The organism is Streptomyces sp. NPDC059917, assembly GCF_042730635.1.
In the GTDB taxonomy this organism is placed as follows: Bacteria; Actinomycetota; Actinomycetes; order Streptomycetales; family Streptomycetaceae; genus Streptomyces.
In genome coordinates this window covers 31,000-47,677 of record NZ_JBHWLC010000048.1, presented here as the reverse complement: position 1 = coordinate 47,677, position 16,678 = coordinate 31,000, and the positions used below count along the sequence as shown (strand labels likewise).

The 16,678-nt window shown below is 74.8% G+C and carries 14 protein-coding genes; 5 read left to right on the top strand and 9 right to left on the bottom strand.

Features of this window, described 5'->3' with window-relative positions:
- Positions 1 to 1,924 precede the first annotated feature (1,924 nt).
- From ACFWAR_RS25585 to ACFWAR_RS25570, 4 genes are all read right to left on the bottom strand, one after another.
- Positions 1,925 to 2,083 carry a DUF6760 family protein gene (locus ACFWAR_RS25585; protein WP_385781393.1) on the bottom strand — a complete coding sequence of 53 codons (159 nt, stop codon included), beginning with the start codon at positions 2,081 to 2,083 and terminating at the stop codon, positions 1,925 to 1,927.
- A complete protein-coding gene (locus ACFWAR_RS25580; protein ID WP_385781391.1) occupies positions 2,080 to 2,562 on the bottom strand; it encodes a hypothetical protein in 483 nt (160 codons plus the stop codon). The genes ACFWAR_RS25585 and ACFWAR_RS25580 overlap by 4 nt, the downstream gene beginning before the upstream one ends.
- Positions 2,562 to 3,005: a phage tail protein gene (locus ACFWAR_RS25575; protein ID WP_385781388.1), complete on the bottom strand. Its 444-nt coding sequence runs from the start codon at positions 3,003 to 3,005 to the stop codon at positions 2,562 to 2,564. The genes ACFWAR_RS25580 and ACFWAR_RS25575 overlap by 1 nt, the downstream gene beginning before the upstream one ends.
- Positions 3,006 to 3,089: 84 nt before the next feature.
- Positions 3,090 to 4,694, bottom strand: coding sequence for a phage tail sheath subtilisin-like domain-containing protein (locus tag ACFWAR_RS25570; RefSeq protein WP_385781385.1), 1,605 nt, complete (start codon positions 4,692 to 4,694; stop codon positions 3,090 to 3,092).
- 160 nt (positions 4,695 to 4,854) lie between these two features.
- Between ACFWAR_RS25570 and ACFWAR_RS25565 the strand changes: the two genes are divergently transcribed.
- On the top strand, positions 4,855 to 6,243 hold the full coding sequence (locus ACFWAR_RS25565; RefSeq protein ID WP_385781383.1) for an RICIN domain-containing protein: 1,389 nt from the start codon (positions 4,855 to 4,857) through the stop codon (positions 6,241 to 6,243).
- 46 nt (positions 6,244 to 6,289) lie between these two features.
- Here the strand turns inward: ACFWAR_RS25565 and ACFWAR_RS25560 are convergent, their stop codons facing one another.
- The 3 genes from ACFWAR_RS25560 to ACFWAR_RS25550 all read right to left on the bottom strand — a co-directional run bounded on the left by ACFWAR_RS25560 (position 6,290) and on the right by ACFWAR_RS25550 (position 9,935).
- Positions 6,290 to 8,362: an ATP-binding protein gene (locus ACFWAR_RS25560; RefSeq protein ID WP_385781380.1), complete on the bottom strand. Its 2,073-nt coding sequence runs from the start codon at positions 8,360 to 8,362 to the stop codon at positions 6,290 to 6,292.
- Positions 8,359 to 9,060 carry a DUF4255 domain-containing protein gene (locus tag ACFWAR_RS25555; RefSeq protein WP_385781377.1) on the bottom strand — a complete coding sequence of 234 codons (702 nt, stop codon included), beginning with the start codon at positions 9,058 to 9,060 and terminating at the stop codon, positions 8,359 to 8,361. Before ACFWAR_RS25555 ends, ACFWAR_RS25560 begins: the two co-directional genes overlap by 4 nt.
- Before the next feature lie 164 nt (positions 9,061 to 9,224).
- Positions 9,225 to 9,935 (bottom strand): LuxR C-terminal-related transcriptional regulator, encoded by a 711-nt coding sequence (locus ACFWAR_RS25550; protein ID WP_385781374.1) that lies wholly within the window; start codon positions 9,933 to 9,935, stop codon positions 9,225 to 9,227.
- A gap of 303 nt (positions 9,936 to 10,238) precedes the next feature.
- Between ACFWAR_RS25550 and ACFWAR_RS25545 the strand changes: the two genes are divergently transcribed.
- The 3 genes from ACFWAR_RS25545 to ACFWAR_RS25535 all read left to right on the top strand — a co-directional run bounded on the left by ACFWAR_RS25545 (position 10,239) and on the right by ACFWAR_RS25535 (position 14,449).
- A complete protein-coding gene (locus ACFWAR_RS25545; RefSeq protein WP_385781371.1) occupies positions 10,239 to 13,103 on the top strand; it encodes an AAA family ATPase in 2,865 nt (954 codons plus the stop codon).
- 208 nt (positions 13,104 to 13,311) lie between these two features.
- Positions 13,312 to 13,548: a DUF6243 family protein gene (locus tag ACFWAR_RS25540; protein WP_385781368.1), complete on the top strand. Its 237-nt coding sequence runs from the start codon at positions 13,312 to 13,314 to the stop codon at positions 13,546 to 13,548.
- 109 nt (positions 13,549 to 13,657) lie between these two features.
- The gene (locus tag ACFWAR_RS25535) at positions 13,658 to 14,449 is read left to right on the top strand and encodes a hypothetical protein (RefSeq protein WP_385781365.1); all 792 of its coding nucleotides are present in this window, start codon (positions 13,658 to 13,660) and stop codon (positions 14,447 to 14,449) included.
- 29 nt (positions 14,450 to 14,478) lie between these two features.
- Here the strand turns inward: ACFWAR_RS25535 and ACFWAR_RS25530 are convergent, their stop codons facing one another.
- Together ACFWAR_RS25530 and ACFWAR_RS25525 are read right to left on the bottom strand one after the other, a co-directional pair.
- Positions 14,479 to 14,868, bottom strand: coding sequence for a hypothetical protein (locus ACFWAR_RS25530; protein ID WP_385781362.1), 390 nt, complete (start codon positions 14,866 to 14,868; stop codon positions 14,479 to 14,481).
- Positions 14,869 to 15,001: 133 nt separating this feature from the next.
- Positions 15,002 to 15,466 carry an SRPBCC domain-containing protein gene (locus ACFWAR_RS25525; protein WP_385781359.1) on the bottom strand — a complete coding sequence of 155 codons (465 nt, stop codon included), beginning with the start codon at positions 15,464 to 15,466 and terminating at the stop codon, positions 15,002 to 15,004.
- A gap of 120 nt (positions 15,467 to 15,586) precedes the next feature.
- Here ACFWAR_RS25525 and ACFWAR_RS25520 point away from each other — a divergent pair, with 120 nt between their 5' ends.
- Entirely contained in the window at positions 15,587 to 16,621 is a 1,035-nt protein-coding gene (locus tag ACFWAR_RS25520; protein WP_385781356.1) for a hypothetical protein, read from the top strand.
- Positions 16,622 to 16,678: the final 57 nt, after the last annotated feature.

Here is a 16,678-nt window from a genome sequence, read left to right as displayed (position 1 = left end):
TGTCGGCGGGGTCGGGGCTGTGGCGCGCTGGACGGGTGGGGTGCCGGTGCCGGTGGCCGGGGTGCTGCGGTCGGCGCGCGGGGGCGCGGGAGGGGACGCGGGGGGCGGGGTGCCGGACGACGTCTTCGGGGCAGGGCGCTCGTCGGGTGCGACGACGGGCGATCCGACCGCCCGTCGGACGATGGGCACGGCGGTCGCCGGGCGCTCGTCGACCCGCACGGGTTCGTTCACCGATCGCCGAACGGTCCCACCCCCGGCCGGGGGTGGGGAGGACGGCGCCGGGTGGCCGGAGCCACCTGTGCGCGGCGGCTCCTGCCGGGGCGGCGCAGGCGCAGCCCCGGACACCGACGGCCCTCGTGCGCCCGGGACTTGGGGGGCGTCCGGGCGCGGTGCGGAACCCTCGGGCCGTCGCACCGCGCTGCGCTGCACCGGCGCGCCGAGCCCCGTACGCCGGGCAGCCGGAGCCGGGCGCTCCGCGCTCGTCGGTCGCGGCGGGGCGCCCCGTACCGGACCGTCCTGCACCGCAGGGGCGATCTGCGGCGCGGACGCGACGGCGGGGCCGCCCGGGGACGGAGCGCTGACGGACACCCCGTCGGGACGGGGAGCCGCGCCCCGCTGGGCCGGTGGCATGCTGCCCGGCGCGGTCGCGGCGCCCACGGCCGGACCGCCCCGGGACACAGGGCCCGTGACGGACGCCGGGATCGCCGCCGCCGGGGTGGCCGGGGGCACAGGGGTCAGCGAGGCCGTCGGGGTCGCCGAGGGCGCGGGAGCCATCGGGGCCGAGGGCCCGGCCGACTCGGACGCCGTCGGGGCCGCCCGGGTCTGCGCCGGTGGTCGCGCGGGCCGTTGCGCCGCCAACAGCGTCCGCTGGACGGTCGCGTGGACGGGAGGTGCCTGCGACAGGAGCCGCCGGGTCCGGGGCGGAGCCGGCGGTACGGGGGTCACCCGGATCCCCCGGGAAACCGCCGGTCCCGAAGGGGACACCGCCCCAGGGGCCGCTGCCCGCACGGGGACCGCCACACGGCCCACCGGGTCGTCCATCGACCCACGGGCCGCTTCCCGTACCGGAGTCGGCGCCCGCTCCGCCGTGGCCGCGGTCGCGGCGGACACCGCCCCAAGGCCCGCCTCCCGTCCCGGGACCGGGGCACCACCCGTCGGGGCGGTCGTCGCTCCACGGACCGCGTCCCGTGCCGGAGCCGTGGCGCGATCCGCCGGAGCCACGGGCACGGCCGAAGCGGACACCGCCTTGGGGGCCGCTTCCCGTACGGGGGCCGCGCCGCGACCCGTCGGGGCCGTGGTCACGGCCGGGGCGGACACCGCCCTACGGGACGGGCCCGGTACCGGAGTCGGGGCGCGGCCCGCCCGGGCGGTCGTCGCCCCACGGGACGCTTCCCGCGCCGGGGCCGAGGCCGCGGCCGGGCCGGTCACCGCTCCGGGGGCCGGTGCGCGGCCTGCGGTGAGGGCCGGGGCGGACCCGACGGGGCGGGTGCCCGTGCGCGCGGGGAACGCAGGCGGGAGCGCCCGGAGCGGCGCCACCGGCACGCGCTGCACGGCGGGCACACCGGCCGGGGCGAACGGCAGGGCGGGGGCGGGCCGCCCGAGCCCCACGACGGGCCCGCCCGCCCCGGCCACCGCACCCGGGAGCAGCCCGCCGCCCGCGGCGGGATCCAGTACCGCCGGGGAGGGTCCCCGGGTGAACGCCGGGTCCTGCCAGGTCGCCAGCCGCCCGCCGAAACCGGCGTCCGCGACACCCGTCGCGGCCCCGTCCGCCGTGCGCGCCAACGGCGGCAGGCCGGTCCAGGCGGCAACGGCCACCGGGCGCGCGGCAGGAGCGGTCGCCGGGGCCGGGTCCACGGCTCCCGGAGCGGGGGAGCCGCCGCGGCCGCTCCGCTTGCCCCGCAGCCGGTCCAGGAATGCCACCTGCTCAGCCCTCCGGTGCGGCGCGCGTCACGAACGACGCGATCTGTTCGGTGTACCGGCGCCGGTCCTGGTGTTCCAGGTCCAAGATCGCCTCCAGTTCCCAGTGGAAGTGGAAGGCCACGTACGCGATCTCCTCGTGCAGCCGGTCGGTCGCGTACGTCACGATTCCCCCAGGCGGCTCCCGCCGAGCTCCACCTCGAAGGGCTCCGCGCAGTGCGGACACCGCACGGCCGCGCGGGTGTGGCCCTCCGCGTTGATCTGGCGGTAGAAGTCCTGGAGGAACGCCAGGTCCGAGGCGAACATGTTCTCCACGATCCCGTCGTGCACCATCGCCAGCGTGCCCAGCCTGACGATGACCCGGCCGAGCAGGACCACCGAGAGGTACGCGGGGTTCTCCTGCACGCGCACGTCCCGCAGCGGGACCAGCTCGTCGCGCGCCGTGGACAGCCGCATGACGCCGTCACGGTGCACGGTGCCCGCCTCGTCCACGTACCCGCGCGGCAGCTCGAAGGGGAACTCGGTGCGCAAGGCCCACGCGGGTGCCGGTTCCGCCGACGGACCGGCGGGCGGGGCGGGCGCGGCGGCGGGGGCCGAAGGGGGAAGGTCCGCCCCCGCCGCTGCCCCGGTCGTCGAACGGCGCATTATTCGATGACCAGTTCTTCGAACACGATGGTGACCGACTCGGTCAGCGCGGCGGCCTCGCCGGCCTTCACCGTGCTCGTCTCGATCTTGCTGCACCAGGCGTTGCGCAGGTTGTAGCGCTTCACCGGGTTGTCCTCGTAGTCCATCATGATGATGGAGGCGTTCTTGCGGGCCGTGCTCATCTGGCCGCGGATCGAGTCGTTGATCCACTCGGTGAAGGACGCCGACTGGGTCATGCCGCGCACGACCGTGCACTGGCCGTTCTTCTGGACGCCCGGCAGCAGCGCCACCTCGGGTCGGCCCTGCGCGCTGTTCTGCTGGTAGGTGATGACGTCCTGTTCGAGGGTGAGACCGCTGATCTCGGCGAGGTACTCGACCATCACCCCGTCGATCTGGAGGCCGAAGTTGTGTGAGGTGAGGGCGTCACCCGGCTGGAGGCTCATGTGTTCGCTGTCCTGTTCACGACGGGAGGGGGGCGCGCGGGAGCGCGGAGGGACGACGGGGACGGAGGCGGGCTCCGCACCCGGTCACTCCTCCAGCTCTCCGTTGCCGCCGGAGAACTGCGCCAGCCGGAAGATGACGAACTCGGCCGGTTTCACCGGTGAGATGCCGATCTCGCAGACGACCCGGCCGAGGTCGACCGACTCCGGCGGATTCGTCTCCTCGTCGCACTTCACGTAGTACGCCTGCTCGGGGCTCTGCCCGAACAGGGCCCCGCCGCGCCACTCGTTGACCAGGAACGCCGAGACGTTGCGGCGGATCCGCGCCCAGAGGTTGTGGTCGTTCGGCTCGAACACCACCCACTGGGTGCCGATCAGGATCGACTCCTCCAGGTAGTTGAAGTACCGGCGGATGTTCAGGTAGCGCCAGGCCGGGTCGGAGGAGAGGGTGCGCGCTCCCCAGACGCGGATGCCGCGGCCGGGGAAGGCCCGGATGCAGTTCACGCCGATCGGGTTGAGCAGGTCCTGTTCGCCCCGGGTGATCTGGAGTTCGAGGTCGACCGCGCCGCGCACGACCTCGTTGGCGGGGGCCTTGTGGACACCGCGCTCGCTGTCGTTGCGGGCCCAGATGCCGGCGACGTGACCGCTCGGCGGGACCAGGCGCGACTGCCCGGTCGCCGGGTCGAAGGACTTGATCCACGGGTAGTACAGGGCCGCGTACTTGGAGTCGTAGTTCGCCGTCTCCTGGCGCCAGACCCGGATGGAGCGGGCGTTCATGCCGGGCGGCGGGTCGATGATCGCGACCCGGTCGCCCATCAGCTCGCAGTGGGCGATCAGGCCGAGTTGGACCGCCTTGACGGCCTCCAGGTCGATGGCGCCGCGCTGGTAGGCGGACATCAGGTCGGGCACGGCGACCATGGAGATCTCGTCGACGGCCTCCAGGCCGCCGAAGCCCGTGCGGTCCGCCGAGTCGCCGAGGTACTGCGCGGGGCCGGGGTGGGAATCCTCGCCCCGGTCGGCGGGGAGGGCCGGGGCGGCCGGGGGCGCCGGCAGCTCCACCGTCTGGTTCTCCGGTCGCGCCAACTGCCCCGACGGCGCGGCCTCGGTCACCGTGATGAGCCGGGAGTGCTCCTTGACGTGCGTGACGACGTAGGACCGGTTGCCCTTCTTCGCGCTCACGTCGAAGCTCTCGACCGGCTTGTCGCCGTCCTTGACGATCAGCTTGAACCGCTCGGCCAGTCCCTCCCCCTCCGGGTCGGCGACCTCGACCGACAGCGGGCCGAGGCCCTCCGCGACGGCGGCCACGGCGAAGGAACCGAGCGGGCGGGAGGGGGCGGCGGGCAGCGGGGGCCGGGCGGCCGCACCGGTGACGGCGGCGGGCGCGGACGCCCCGCCCCGGTCCCGGCCCTGGGCGGCGGCGTCCTCGGCGGACCCGCCGACGCGCACGACGTACGCGGCCGAACCGCCGTTGTTGAAGAACCCGTAGACGGAGTGCGCGAGGTAGTAGCCGTCGGTGAAGTCGCCGAAGGCCGCGACGTACTGGGTCCAGTTGGTCACCAGCGTGGGCTCGTTCAGCGGGCCGGACGGAGCCAGCCCGACGAAGGCCGCCACCGACGTGCCGACCCCCTCGATGGGGCGCGAACCGCTGGCCACCTCCTCGACGTAGACGCCGGGCGACAGGTAGGACGGCATGCTCTGCTCTCCTCGGGTACGAGACAGGACAGCACCACCTTGACGCGCGCGCCGCCCCCTCGAAACGTCCCCCGGTACCTGCCCGGGGGCACGGTCGTTGCCCCCGCCCGTGCCCCCGCGGCTCCTGGCCGGCGGCGGGGCCGCGGTTAGCGTGCGGGGGGTGAGCCTATGGACCTCCCTGGAACCCGCCTCCGTCACCGTCGACCCGGGCAGCAGCACGCGCGTACGGCTGCGCGTGCGCAACACCGGTGACGTGGTGGACGAGTACCGCTTCGAACCCGTCGGCGACGCGGCGCCCTGGACGACGGTGGAACCGGCGACCCTGAGGTTGTACCCGGGCACCACCGGCACGGTGGAGCTGACCTTCGCCCCGCCCCGCACCCCCGACGCCACGGCCGGGCCGAACCCGTACGCGGTGCGCGTCACACCGACCGAGCACCCCGAGGCCGTGACGGTCCCCGAAGGGAACCTGACCGTCACCGCGTTCACCGAGGTGCGCGCCGAACTCGTGCCGCCGACCGTCAAGGGGCGCCTGCGCGGACGTCCCCGGCTGGCGGTGGACAACCTCGGCAACACCAAGGTGACGGCGTCGATCACGGGCAGCGACACCGGGGAGCACCTCACCTACGAGATCCGCCCCGGGAGCGTCCAGATCGACGCCGGGCGCGCCGCGTTCGTCGACACGACCCTGCGGCCCCGGCGGATCGTCTGGTTCGGTTCCAAGGAGGAGCGGCCCTACACCCTGGCGGTGCGCCGCTCTGGGGCCGAGCCGCTGGAGGTCGAGGGGACCTACGTCCAGCGCGGCTTCCTGCCGCGCTGGCTGGCCACCTCCTTCGGGCTGCTGCTCGCCCTGGCCGTCGCCTTCGTGATGATCTGGATGGCCTACGACCCGCAGGTGCGCACGGCGGCCACCGAGGCGACCGAACAGGCCGGCACCGTGTTGCCGACCACCCGGCCCCTCGCCCCGCCGCCGCCCTCGCCCAGCGCCACCCCCGAAGCGCCCAAGGCCGAGAAGCCGGACGCCGACGGCGGGGGAGGGAAGTCCGCGAAGCCCACGGGCCCGCCGCCCGTGGTGCCCGCGGCGAAGGTCCTGCTGCGCAACGCCGCCACCCGCATGTGCGCCGACCTGCCGGGCACCGACAAGGGGCGGATCAACGAGGTCGTCCAGCAGGCCGGTTGCGTCGGCACCACGGCGGACAACCAGCTGTGGAACCTCGAGGTGAAGTATCCGGAACTCGGCCCCGGCGGCACCCCCCTCTTCCAGATCCGCAACGTCAAGGACCAGCTCTGCATGGACCTCGGTGAGTACGACGGACGGCCCGTGGGGACCGGGATCGGCGAGTTCACCTGCGACGGAACCACCGCCGACAACCAACTGTGGTGGATCGCCCCGCAGGAGAGCGGCGACTACTGGATCCGCAACTACGCCAGCAACAACAAGTGCCTGAACGTGAAGGGCGGCTCCGCCGTCAACGACCGGCTGGACATCTCCGACTGCACCAACACGGGCAACCAGGAATGGAAGATCGTCCACCCCAGGACCGGCTGATCGCGGGTCCGCCGGGCCAACGGGGACCGGGCCCCCGGTGGCCGGTTCACCAGCCGCCTTCGCCCGGCACCAGCCGCCCCGCCTTGCGGTACTCCCGGCGGGCACCCTCCAGGAGGTCCTGGGCCGTCACCTCGTCGCCCCGCCCCGCGGCGAGGTAGGCGGCGGTCACCACCGCACTGCGGATGGACCCGCCGGCCAGCTCGAAGTCCCGGGCCAGCGGGGCCGGGTCGATCCCGTCGGCGGACGGCACGTGCGCCAGCCCGTGCCGCCACAGCGCGAGGCGCTGCCCCGCGTCCGGGAACGGGAAGTCGACCACCAGGTCGAGGCGCCGGGTGAAGGCCGCGTCGATGTTCGCGCGGAGGTTCGTGGTGAGCAGCGCGATCCCGTCGAAGGACTCCAACCGCTGGAGCAGGTAGGAGCTCTCCATGTTGGCGTAGCGGTCGTGGGCGTCCTTGACCTCGGAACGCTTGCCGAAGACGGCGTCCGCCTCGTCGAAGAGCAGCACGGCGTCGGTGCGGTCCGCCTCCGTGAAGATCCGCTCCAGGTTCTTCTCGGTCTCACCGACGTACTTGTCCACGATCGAGGACAACTGGACCACGTACAGGTCGAGTCCGAGATCGGCCGCGACGACCTCCGCCGACAGCGTCTTGCCGGTCCCGGACTCCCCGGCGAAGAGGCCGAGCACGCCCCGTCCGCGGCCCCCGCCGGCGCTGAGCCGCCAGTCGCCGAGCACCCGGTCGCGGTGGCGGGCCCGCAGGGCCAGTTCGCGCAGCTGCGCCAGTGGCCCCGCGGGCAGGACCAGGTCCCCCCAGTCCACGGCCGGTCGGATGCGGCGGGTGTGGCTCTCCAGCCCCGAGGCCGACTGGCGGCGCGCGGCGCGCCGTACGTGCGTCGCGGTGAGCGGGGCGCCGTCGAAGGCGGCCAGTGCCCGGGCCGCGCGCGCGGCCCGGCGTATCCGGTCCCCGCCGAGGCGGTACGGGGCGACCGTCGCGGCCAGGTCGAAGCCGTCGGATCCGGCGTCGGTGCCCAGCGCGGCCCGCCACGCGTCGGTCCCCCCGTCCCGGCGGTCCGGCGCGTCCAGGACCAGGGGGTCCTCGGGGGCCCAGTGGGGGTCGTACGGGCGGGTCCCGGCCAGCAGCACGGTGACGTCCGGCGCCGCGACGAGCGCCCGGACCAGCGGGCCGGGTTCCGCGGGCAGCGCCGGTACGACGACGGCCCGGCCGCCGAGGCGGGCCTCGCGCAGCAGCTCGGGGACGTGTCCGCCCGGTTCGGCGCAGCACAGCCCGTCCAGGCCCGCGGCGCGCAACGCCGAGGCGTAGGCGGCCAGGCCGTCGCCCTCGCGCTGTTCCCGCAGGTAGACGGTGGCGGGCGCGGTCGCCAGGAGGGCGGCGAGCCGGTGGGTGAACTGCTCGGCCGCTCGGTCGCCCGGGAGCGGATCCGGCATCGGGCGCAGCAGGCCGAGCAGGGCCGCGTCCGGGGTGTCGTCACCGAGGAGATGGTCGGTCAGTCGGTCGGGCACGCGCAACGAGCGTGTCAGGAAGGGGCGTTCGGGTTCGAGGACTTCCAACAGGCCGAGGGCGAGGAGGGGCGCGGACGGGTGCAGCCGGGCCCGGGCGGCGGCGGACCGGGTGGGCACCCCGCAGAGTTCGAGGGCGAGGCCGACGGTGGCCCGGCGCCTGCTCACGTCGTCGTTGAGGTAGCCGTAGAGGGGCTCGAAGGTCCGGTCGACGTCGGGAGCGAGGGCGACGAGCACGAGGGCGACGTCGAGCGCGCCGAGCCCCGCCCGCCCGGCCAGCCGGGCCATCCGGTCCGGCCCTTCCCAGGAGCCGTGCGACGGTCCCGCGACGACGCCTCGGTCGGACCCGGCGTCGGCGTCGGCGTCGGACACCGGGGCCCAGGTGCCGAGCACGTGGTGGACCGCCTCGTCGGACAGGTAGAGGCCGCGCAGGGGGTCGTCGGCGGTCGGATCGGTGGCGGTCCGTCGTTCGACCAGCGCGGACACCAGCCCGCGCAGGGCGTCCAGCCGGTCGAGCAGCCCGCGGCCCGGGTCGCCCGGACCGGCCGGACCGCCCGCGTCGGCCGCCGACCGCGCGAGCGCGGCGGCGTGGGGGGCGTTCACCGCGCGTCCGAGCGGCGGGAGGCCTCGCGCGCGAGGGGCGCGTCCCCGGCGCCGGTCCGTGCCGCCCGGGCGGCCGCCACCTGGTGGGGGCGGTGCGAACGCCCCCCGGTCGCCACCGGCTCGCCGTCCATCCCGCCGAGCCGGACGGTCGCGCCCTCGGTGACCGGCGGCCCCGCCTCGTACTCGGGGAAGGCCGGGAAGGGCGCGGTCACCACCAGGTCCAGCGAGGGTTTCAGCTCGCCGCCGAGCGCGGACCAGATCTCGGCGAGCGAGCGCGCCTCCGTCTGCACGCCGGCCACCGTCAGCTGCACGGAGAGCCCCAGCGCCCGCAGGGAGCCCGGTAGTTCCTCCGGCGCCAGCACCTCGCGGGGCAGCAGCGTCGCGAGCGCGGCGGACAACAGCCGGTGCTCGTCCTGCGGGGTCTTCGTCCACGCGGTCACCAGGTACGACAGCTTGAACCAGCGCGGCGGTCGACGGCGCCGCACGACCACGTCCCGGTCGTCGCGGACCTCCGTCCGCCCGCGCTGACGCCGGGCCACGTCCTCCCGGATGTCGTACAGGTAGGTGTTGACCACGGGGGCGTTGCGCCGGGCGGCCCAGTCCCGGGTCGGTGCCTCGAAGGACACCTCGATGCCCGAACCCGCCAACGCCCCGCCGCCGAGGACGCCCGCCAGCACCTCGTCCACTTCGTGGATCACGCCCGCACTCCCGCCCTGCCCGCACGGCCGGTCGTGCCCGGGCCGTGGTCCCGCACCGATCCTCCCCCGGGCGGCGCGCGGGCCACAGGAGCGCGGGGGACGACGCCGGGGCAACCGGGCCTGCCCGCTCGGACACCCACCGGCGCCCGGGGTTGCCCGAACGGTCAGATGTAACCCTCCCGGAAGGCGAAGGCCACGGCGTGCGCACGATTGCGCAGGTGGAGCCGGATGGTGAGGCCGTGCACGACGTTCTTGACGGTCCGTTCGGAATAGGACAACTTGCCCGCGATCTCTGCGGTGTCGAAGCCCTCGGCGACCAGGCGCAGGACGTCCACCTCGCGCGGCGCGAGCCCGAGCGCCGGCGGACCGGGCCGACCCGCCGCACCCCGGTGGAGCGTGCCCAGCTGGTGGATGAGGCGCCCCAGGAGATCGGCGGGCAGATCGCTGTCGCCGCGGGACGCGGCCAGCACCGCCCGCACCAGCCGCTCGGCCGTGGCGTCGCGGCGCCGGACGATCGCGCCGATCCCGCACTCCATCACGTCCAGCAGCTCGCCCTCCCGCATCGCGCCCACCACGAGCACGGCGCGTGCGCCCTCGCCGCGCACGAGGCGGCGCAGCCGGGTCAGCGCGGCATCGTCGAGGGCGTCCACCACGAGCAGGGCCACCGTGTCCGGACCGGACTCCTCCCGCAGCTCGACCTCGGGGCGTCTGCGCAGCTGGCCGACCGTCCCCTCCAGGCTGATCGGGTCCGAGGCGTACACGGCCACGGGCACGCGCCGGTCCGCGGAGCCCGCGCGCGGGCCCGTACCGGTGGAGGTGGCGGGGTAGGACGTCGGGTCCGAGGGCGTGGTGACGGTCCGGGGTGAGTCGAGCAACGTTTCCCCTATGCAGCGGCCCGTCGTGCGGCCCGGGCCGGTAGCCGATGAACTCCCCAACACTTCTCCCGGCGCCCCGGTCGGGGCAATCGTGGACCACCACGGGCCCCACCACGAGAGCGTTCCGGTGATGACCACGAGGCCCTCCCGATCCGTGCGCGTCGCCCCAGGTCACGGCCCTGCCCCTCGGTCCCGGGCCGGTCGTGGCGCGCGGAAGTGAGGTGCGCCACTTCCGGTCACCAGGCCGCGGGCCCGGTCGTCTCATGTGGCGGCGGAGCACACCCTTGCCCACGGGAGGTACCGATGACCACACCACTCCACGAGCGCGAAGGCGCCCGGGCGCTCATCGCGGACCGGGCGGAGCGGGCCCGCTCCGGCTCCGGTTCCCTGCTGCTGCTCCAGGGCGCCACCGGCACCGGCCGCACCGCCGTGCTGGAGGGCGCCGTGCGGGAGGCCGAGGGGCTGGGCCTGCGGGTGCTGTCGGCGCGGTGCTCGCCGGAGGACACCGGTGTGCCCTTCGCCACGGTGCTGCAACTCCTGGGCCCGGTGCCGGACTTCATCGACCTCGTGCCCGACCACGTCGACCGGGGGAACGCCGCCCGGCTGTGGCGGCTGCTGCGCTCGTACGCGGCCCGGGGACCGCTCCTGCTGGCGGTCGACGACGTCCACCTCGCCGACTCCGCCTCCCGCCGCTGGCTGCGCGAAGCGGTGCGCCACATCGACCGATTACCCGTCTTACTCGTGGCGAGCGAGCGCAGCCAGTACGACATCGGCCCCCGGCGCTCCGGGCTCGCCCGGTCGCTGCCGCCCTCGCTCGTCAGCATCCGTACGATCGACCCGCTCGGGGACGCGGCCGCCGCGGAGCTCGTCCGCGCCGCCCTGCCCGCGGCCGGACCCGAGGGGACGGCGGAGGTCGTCCTGGCCGGGGCGGGCAACCCGCTGTTCCTGCACGCCCTGCTCCACGACCTCGGCGGCGCGCCGGAAGCGGACCCGCTGCTGCCGGACACCTGCGCCGCGCTGTACCCCGGCAGTTACCCGGCGGCCGTCTCGTGGTGGCTGGAGAGCGCGGGCCCGGCGACGGCCGAGGTGGCCCGCTGCCTGGCAGCCCTGGAGGAGGCCTGGCCCCGACCGGCCACCCCCGGGCCCCACCCGAACCCGCCCGCCCTGACCGCCACCGCGCCCGGCGCCCGGGCAGGCTCCGCCCAGGCCGCTTCCGCCCCGGTCGGCGTCCCGGTGGCCGCGTACGTGCCCGGGGTCCTCGCGGAGGCGGCCGGAGCGGATCCCGCACGCGTCACGGGCTGGCTCACCGCGATGACCCGCATCGGACTCCTGCGCCCGGATCCCGCCGGCCTGCCGCGCTTCGCGCACCGGCTGCTGCGCGACGCCGTGCTGAGCGGCTGGCCCACCACCGGGCGGGAGGCGGCGCACCTGGTGGCCGCGAAGACGATGCTGCGTCGCGGCGGGCGCGTCGAGACCGTCGCCGCCCACCTGCTGCGCACCCCGGGCGACGGCCTGCCCTGGGCCCTGCGCGTCCTGCGGGACGCGGCGACCGTCGCGGCGCACGACGCCCGCCCCCGCGACGCCGCGGGCTACCTGAGGCGCGCCCTGGACGAGCCGCTCACCGACGACCACCGCCAGCGCCTGCTGACCGAACTGGGCTCGCTGGAGTACGCCTCGGACGACGGCACGATGGCGATCGCCCGGCTGGCCGAGGCCCAGTACCTGCCCGCCGCACCCCGCGACCGGGTGCGCGCCGCCGTAGCCCTCGGCACGGCCCTGGTCGGCCGCGGCGAGGTCACCACGGCGCTGGAGGTGATGCGGCGCACGGGGGACGGCCTGGACGGCCACCCGGGCCTGGCCCGCACCGTCCAGACCGTCACCGCGCTGCTGTCCGACGCCGACCTCGCCTCCCGCCAGGAGACCTACCGCAGGCTCTCCGCGAGCGGCGAGGACGCGCCGGAGCTCGTCGGCACCGCCAGCCGGGCCCTGCTGGTGCGGTACGAGGCGACGGCCGGGCTGATCTCGGCCGCCGAGGCCATGACCCGCGTACGGGCCCTGCTCGCCCAGCCCTGCGACCCGCTGGCCGAGCCGTTCCTGCTGGGGACGGCGGCGGCGGTCGCCGAATGGGCCGACGAACTCGACGAGGCCGAGCGGCTCGTGGACCGCGGCCTGGTCGGCCAGTACCCCGCCCTGCTCCACCCCATGGAGGACGCGCTCCTGAACACCCGCGCGGACATCGCGGCCGCCCGCGGAGACGTCGCCCGGCTGATCGCGGTGCGCGGCGACGGCGCGGCCGTCGCCGCCCGTGCCCACGGCGGGCCCTCCAACCGGGACGCCCACGTGCTGATGGCGCTCGTCCACACCGGCCGCCCGGAGGAGGCCCGACAGCTGGCCGAGGCCTTCGACCTGAGCCGGGCCCCGGAGTCGTGGGAGCTGAACCGCTTCCTGTACGCGCGGGGAGTGCAGCGCCTCGCCGCCGGCGACCCGGCGGGCGCGCTGCACGACTTCCTGGAGTGCGGCCGCCGCCAGAGCGCCCGTGAGGTGTTCAGCCCGGTCGTCACCCCCTGGCGGACGGCGGTCGCCCAGTGCCGGCTCGCCTTCGGCGGCGACCAGGAAGCCCTGGCCCTGGCCACCGAGGAGCTGCGGCTGGCGCGGGTGTGGAACACCCCGCGCACGGTGGGGCGGGCGCTGCGCGTCCTCGGCACCGCGACCGGCGGCCGCCGGGGCCTGGACCTCGCCGAGGAGGCGGTCGCCACCCTCAGGGACGCACCCGCCGACGCCGGGATGGAACTCGTCGAGGCGCTCCTCGCCCAGGGCCGCCAGCTCCTCGCCGCCGGTGAGCGCGGCCGCGCCCGGGACCGGCTGCGCGAGGCGGCGGACCTGGCCGAGCGCAAGGGCGGCCTGCGGCTGCTGGCCCTGGCCGAGCAGGCCCTGCGCGAGGGCGGCGCCCGGGTCCCGACCGCGGCGCGGACCGGTTCGGCGGCCCTGACCGGCAGCGAGCGCCGCATCGCCGAACTGGCCTCGGCGGGCAGGACCAACACCGAGATCGCCGACCTCCTCCACCTGGCCCGGCGCACCGTGGAGACCCACCTGACGAGCACCTACCGGAAACTGGGCATCCGCAGCCGCGCGGAACTGTCCGGCACCCTCGTCCGCACCCGTCGATGAAGGGGCCCTGACCGTGACGGGGCCCGGACAGCGACGGGGACCCGACCGTGACGGGTCATCGACCCGGCATCCGTCCCTTGTCATGTCCGTCCGGCCGCCGATCTACGATGGAGGGTGTGACGGGACCCCTGCCGACGTCCTGCGACGCCGCCGCGCCCGTCCCCACCGATGGATCCGCAGATCGCTTCACCTCATTCCCGGAGAGCTCGTGACCGACAGCAAGAACATCAACAACCCCGTGGGCCAGGGCGGCGGCCACCGCAAGAAGCTGTCCCGCGCCGAGCGGCAGAACAACGGCCCGCACCGCAACCTCGACCGCAAGGGCGCCGCCGACCAGAAGGCGGAGCTGGTGCGCAAGATGCGCGAGAAGGCCCGCGCCGCCGAGGCCGCCGAGGCCGCCGAGGCCGCCGCCGCGCAGGCGGGCGACGACACCGCCCAGAGCTGACGCACCGCCGCCGCGGGGCCGCCGCCGCACGGCCGGGGCCCGCCCCGCGGCAGGCGGACCGGACCCCGCCGCCGCGCGCGTCCCGAGGGTCGGCGCGTACGTTGGAAGGGTGCGCTCCGAAACCCGCCCCGAGGCTTACGGCACGGCCACCGGACCCGTCTCCGGCTTCCTGGAGAACCCGGTCGTCGGGATGGCGCCGTGGATCGTCTTCTCGCTGCTGGTCGGCCCCGGGCGGTTCGAGATCGCGGTCGGGATCGCGCTCGGCACGGCCCTCGCCCTGATCGCCCTGAGCCGCTTCGCGCGCCGCGGCGGTTCCTGGAAGCTGCTGGAACTGGCCGACGTGGTGTTCTTCGCCGCGCTGGCCCTCATCGGCGCCCTCGCGAGCGACGGCACGCTGCGCTGGCTGGAGACGTACGCGGGGGAGATCGCGAACCTCACCCTGACGGTGATCGCCTTCGGCTCGATGGCCGTGCGGATGCCCTTCACGCTCCAGTACGCCCGCGAACAGGTCGACCCGTCGCTGTGGCACGCACCCGCCTTCCTGCGCACCAACTACGTGATCACCGGCGTGTGGGGCCTGGCGTTCCTGGTGGCGGCCCTCGCGGGGGGCTACGGCGACCTGGTCCTGCACAACCCCGACAACATCTGGACCGGCTGGATCATCCAGATCCTGGCGATCGTCGCCGCCCTGCGCTTCACCGTCTGGTACCCGGGCGTGGTCCGCGCCCGCGCCCGCGGCGAGAGCGGGCCCGGGCGGTCCGCGCTGCTGCTGCCCCTGGCGGGGCTGCTGGTGCCGATCGGCATCGCGGTGCTGGTCCTCGACGGCAACGTGTGGTGGCTGGGCGTCGCCCTGATGGTCGCGGGCGGGCTGCTGACGAAGACCCTCCGGGCGCGCGACTAGAGGCGCGGTGATCCCGGAAGGCTGCGTGGTCAGCGCCGGCCGCCGCCGATGCGGCGGTCGTCGGCCAGCGCGGTCAGCGGGCCGAACTCGCAGGCGAGCTGGTTCCACGTCAGGACCTCGCCACAGCGGGCCGGGAACTCCGTCGCGTTGAACTCGGGCATGGTCCAGGTGCCCGTGCCCCGGTCCCGCAGCCACAGGTCCCCGTCACCGTCGACCACGGTCGGCGGGACCGGTACGGGCTCGGCCTGCTCGATGGGCTCCCAGGTGACCCGGCCCGGGTGGGAAACGCGGCGCAGCTCGGTGGTGGCCAGCCGCGCGGCCACGTCACGGGTGGACTCGTCGGCGTCCTTGACCGACGCGAGTCGGAACGCGTCGTCAAGTACGGGCAGGGCTGGATTCTTGCTGCGCTTTGAACTCATACGCTGACTACCTCCGGTGGGGGGTGTCACATCCGTCATGGCACCCCGTGGAGACACACGGTATCCGAGGCGTGAGCCGGGCCGGCCACGGCGACTGTCCAGGTGGAGCCGCCGGCACACCCAGCGGCGGCCCTCAGGCCGGATGGTGGTCGGCGACGGCGCCGATCTCGATGTCGTGTTCCAGCAGGGCCTTCATGGCGCACAGAGCGGTGGTGAACCCGCCGACCGTGTCGTTGAGCCACGCCACGAGTTCCGCGCCCCGGCCGTGGAAGCCGCTCTCGCGCACCTCGACGAAGGTGGCCTCCGGCGGCCCGGGGCGCGGGGTGAAGGTCACCTCGACACTGGTCGGCCGCGCGTAGTTGCCCCACTCGAACCGGATCAGCCGGTCCGTCTCGATGGCGGTGACGCGGGCCCGGGCACTGGCCCCGTACGTCTCCCACTCCCACTGGAGCTCGGCGCCGGGGACCATCGGCCCGCTGCTCCCGCTGTACCAGAACCGGGTGGTCACGTCGGGGTCGACGAAGGCGCGGAAGGCGGTGGCGGCCGGCTTCCGGACGATCATGCAGGCGTACGCCACGGCTTCTTCTTCGGCACTCACGCGCACGATCATGCCCCAGAGGCCGCCCCACGGGCACGGCGGCGCGGCCGACGGCGAGCACGACCGGCGTCCGTGGGCCGTTCTTATATTCCTCTGAGAAGTGCCCCATAGCGTCCGCGCATGACGATGAAGCGCACACTCCCCGTATCGGTGTCCGTCGTGCTGACGGCCATCGCCCTGGCGAGCACGACGGGGGCGGCATCCGCGGCCCCCGCCGCCCCCGGTGGCAAAGCGCCGACGGACTACCTCTACATGTCGCTCGGAGACTTCGAGGAGGCCGTGTCCGGCCAGGCCCCGGACATCAAGGCCAAGATCGACCGTCCGGACATCCACGGCGTCCAGGTGGTGGTGCCGTGGAAGGCCCTCGAAGGCCGCAAGGGCGAGTACAAGTGGTCGAGGCTCGACGACGCCCTGACGTACCTCCAGGGCCACGGCAAGAAGCTGTTCGTCCAGCTCCAGGACCGGTTCTTCGACGTGGACGACATCAAGAACGCCAATGTCCCCCAGTACGTGAAGGACGCGGGCGGGGTCGCCCCGACGATCGACGAGAACCCCGATGTGGTCACGAGCACCGGAGCCATGGCCGCGCAGTGGAAGAAGGACGTGCGGACGGACTTCCAGGGACTGCTGAAGGCCATGGCGGCGAAGTTCGACGGCAGGCTCGGCGGGGTGAACCTGCCCGAGACCTCGATCGAGGTGGACACGAAGAAGGACCGCACCGGGTACGACTCCACGTCCTACATCGACGCCGAACTGGAGAACATGGCCTACGGCAGGAAGGTCTTCACCAAGACCCCCTTCGTCCAGTACGTGAACTTCCTGCCGGACGACGACGACCACCGGCGCATGAAGGAGATGTTCGACCTCGCCCGGGACAAGGGAATCGGCATCGGCGGACCGGACACCCTGCCGGACCGGGACTGGCAGATGAAGAACTCCTACAAGTTCCTCCACGCGTACAAGGACGTCCTCCCCCTCGTCGCCATGGCCGTCCAGGAGCCCGACATCGGCGCCAAGGACCCCGGGACCGGCCTCCCGTACACCCGCCAACGGTTCACGGACTTCGCCGGCGACTACCTGGGCGCGAGCTGTCTCTTCTGGACCACCGAGGCCGATTGGCTGCGCGAGCCCGCGGCGAGCGCCGGTCCCCGATAGCGCCCGATCCGCATCGCACCCGCGCGAAGGGGGGCCCGAACTCGTGGAGTTCGGGCC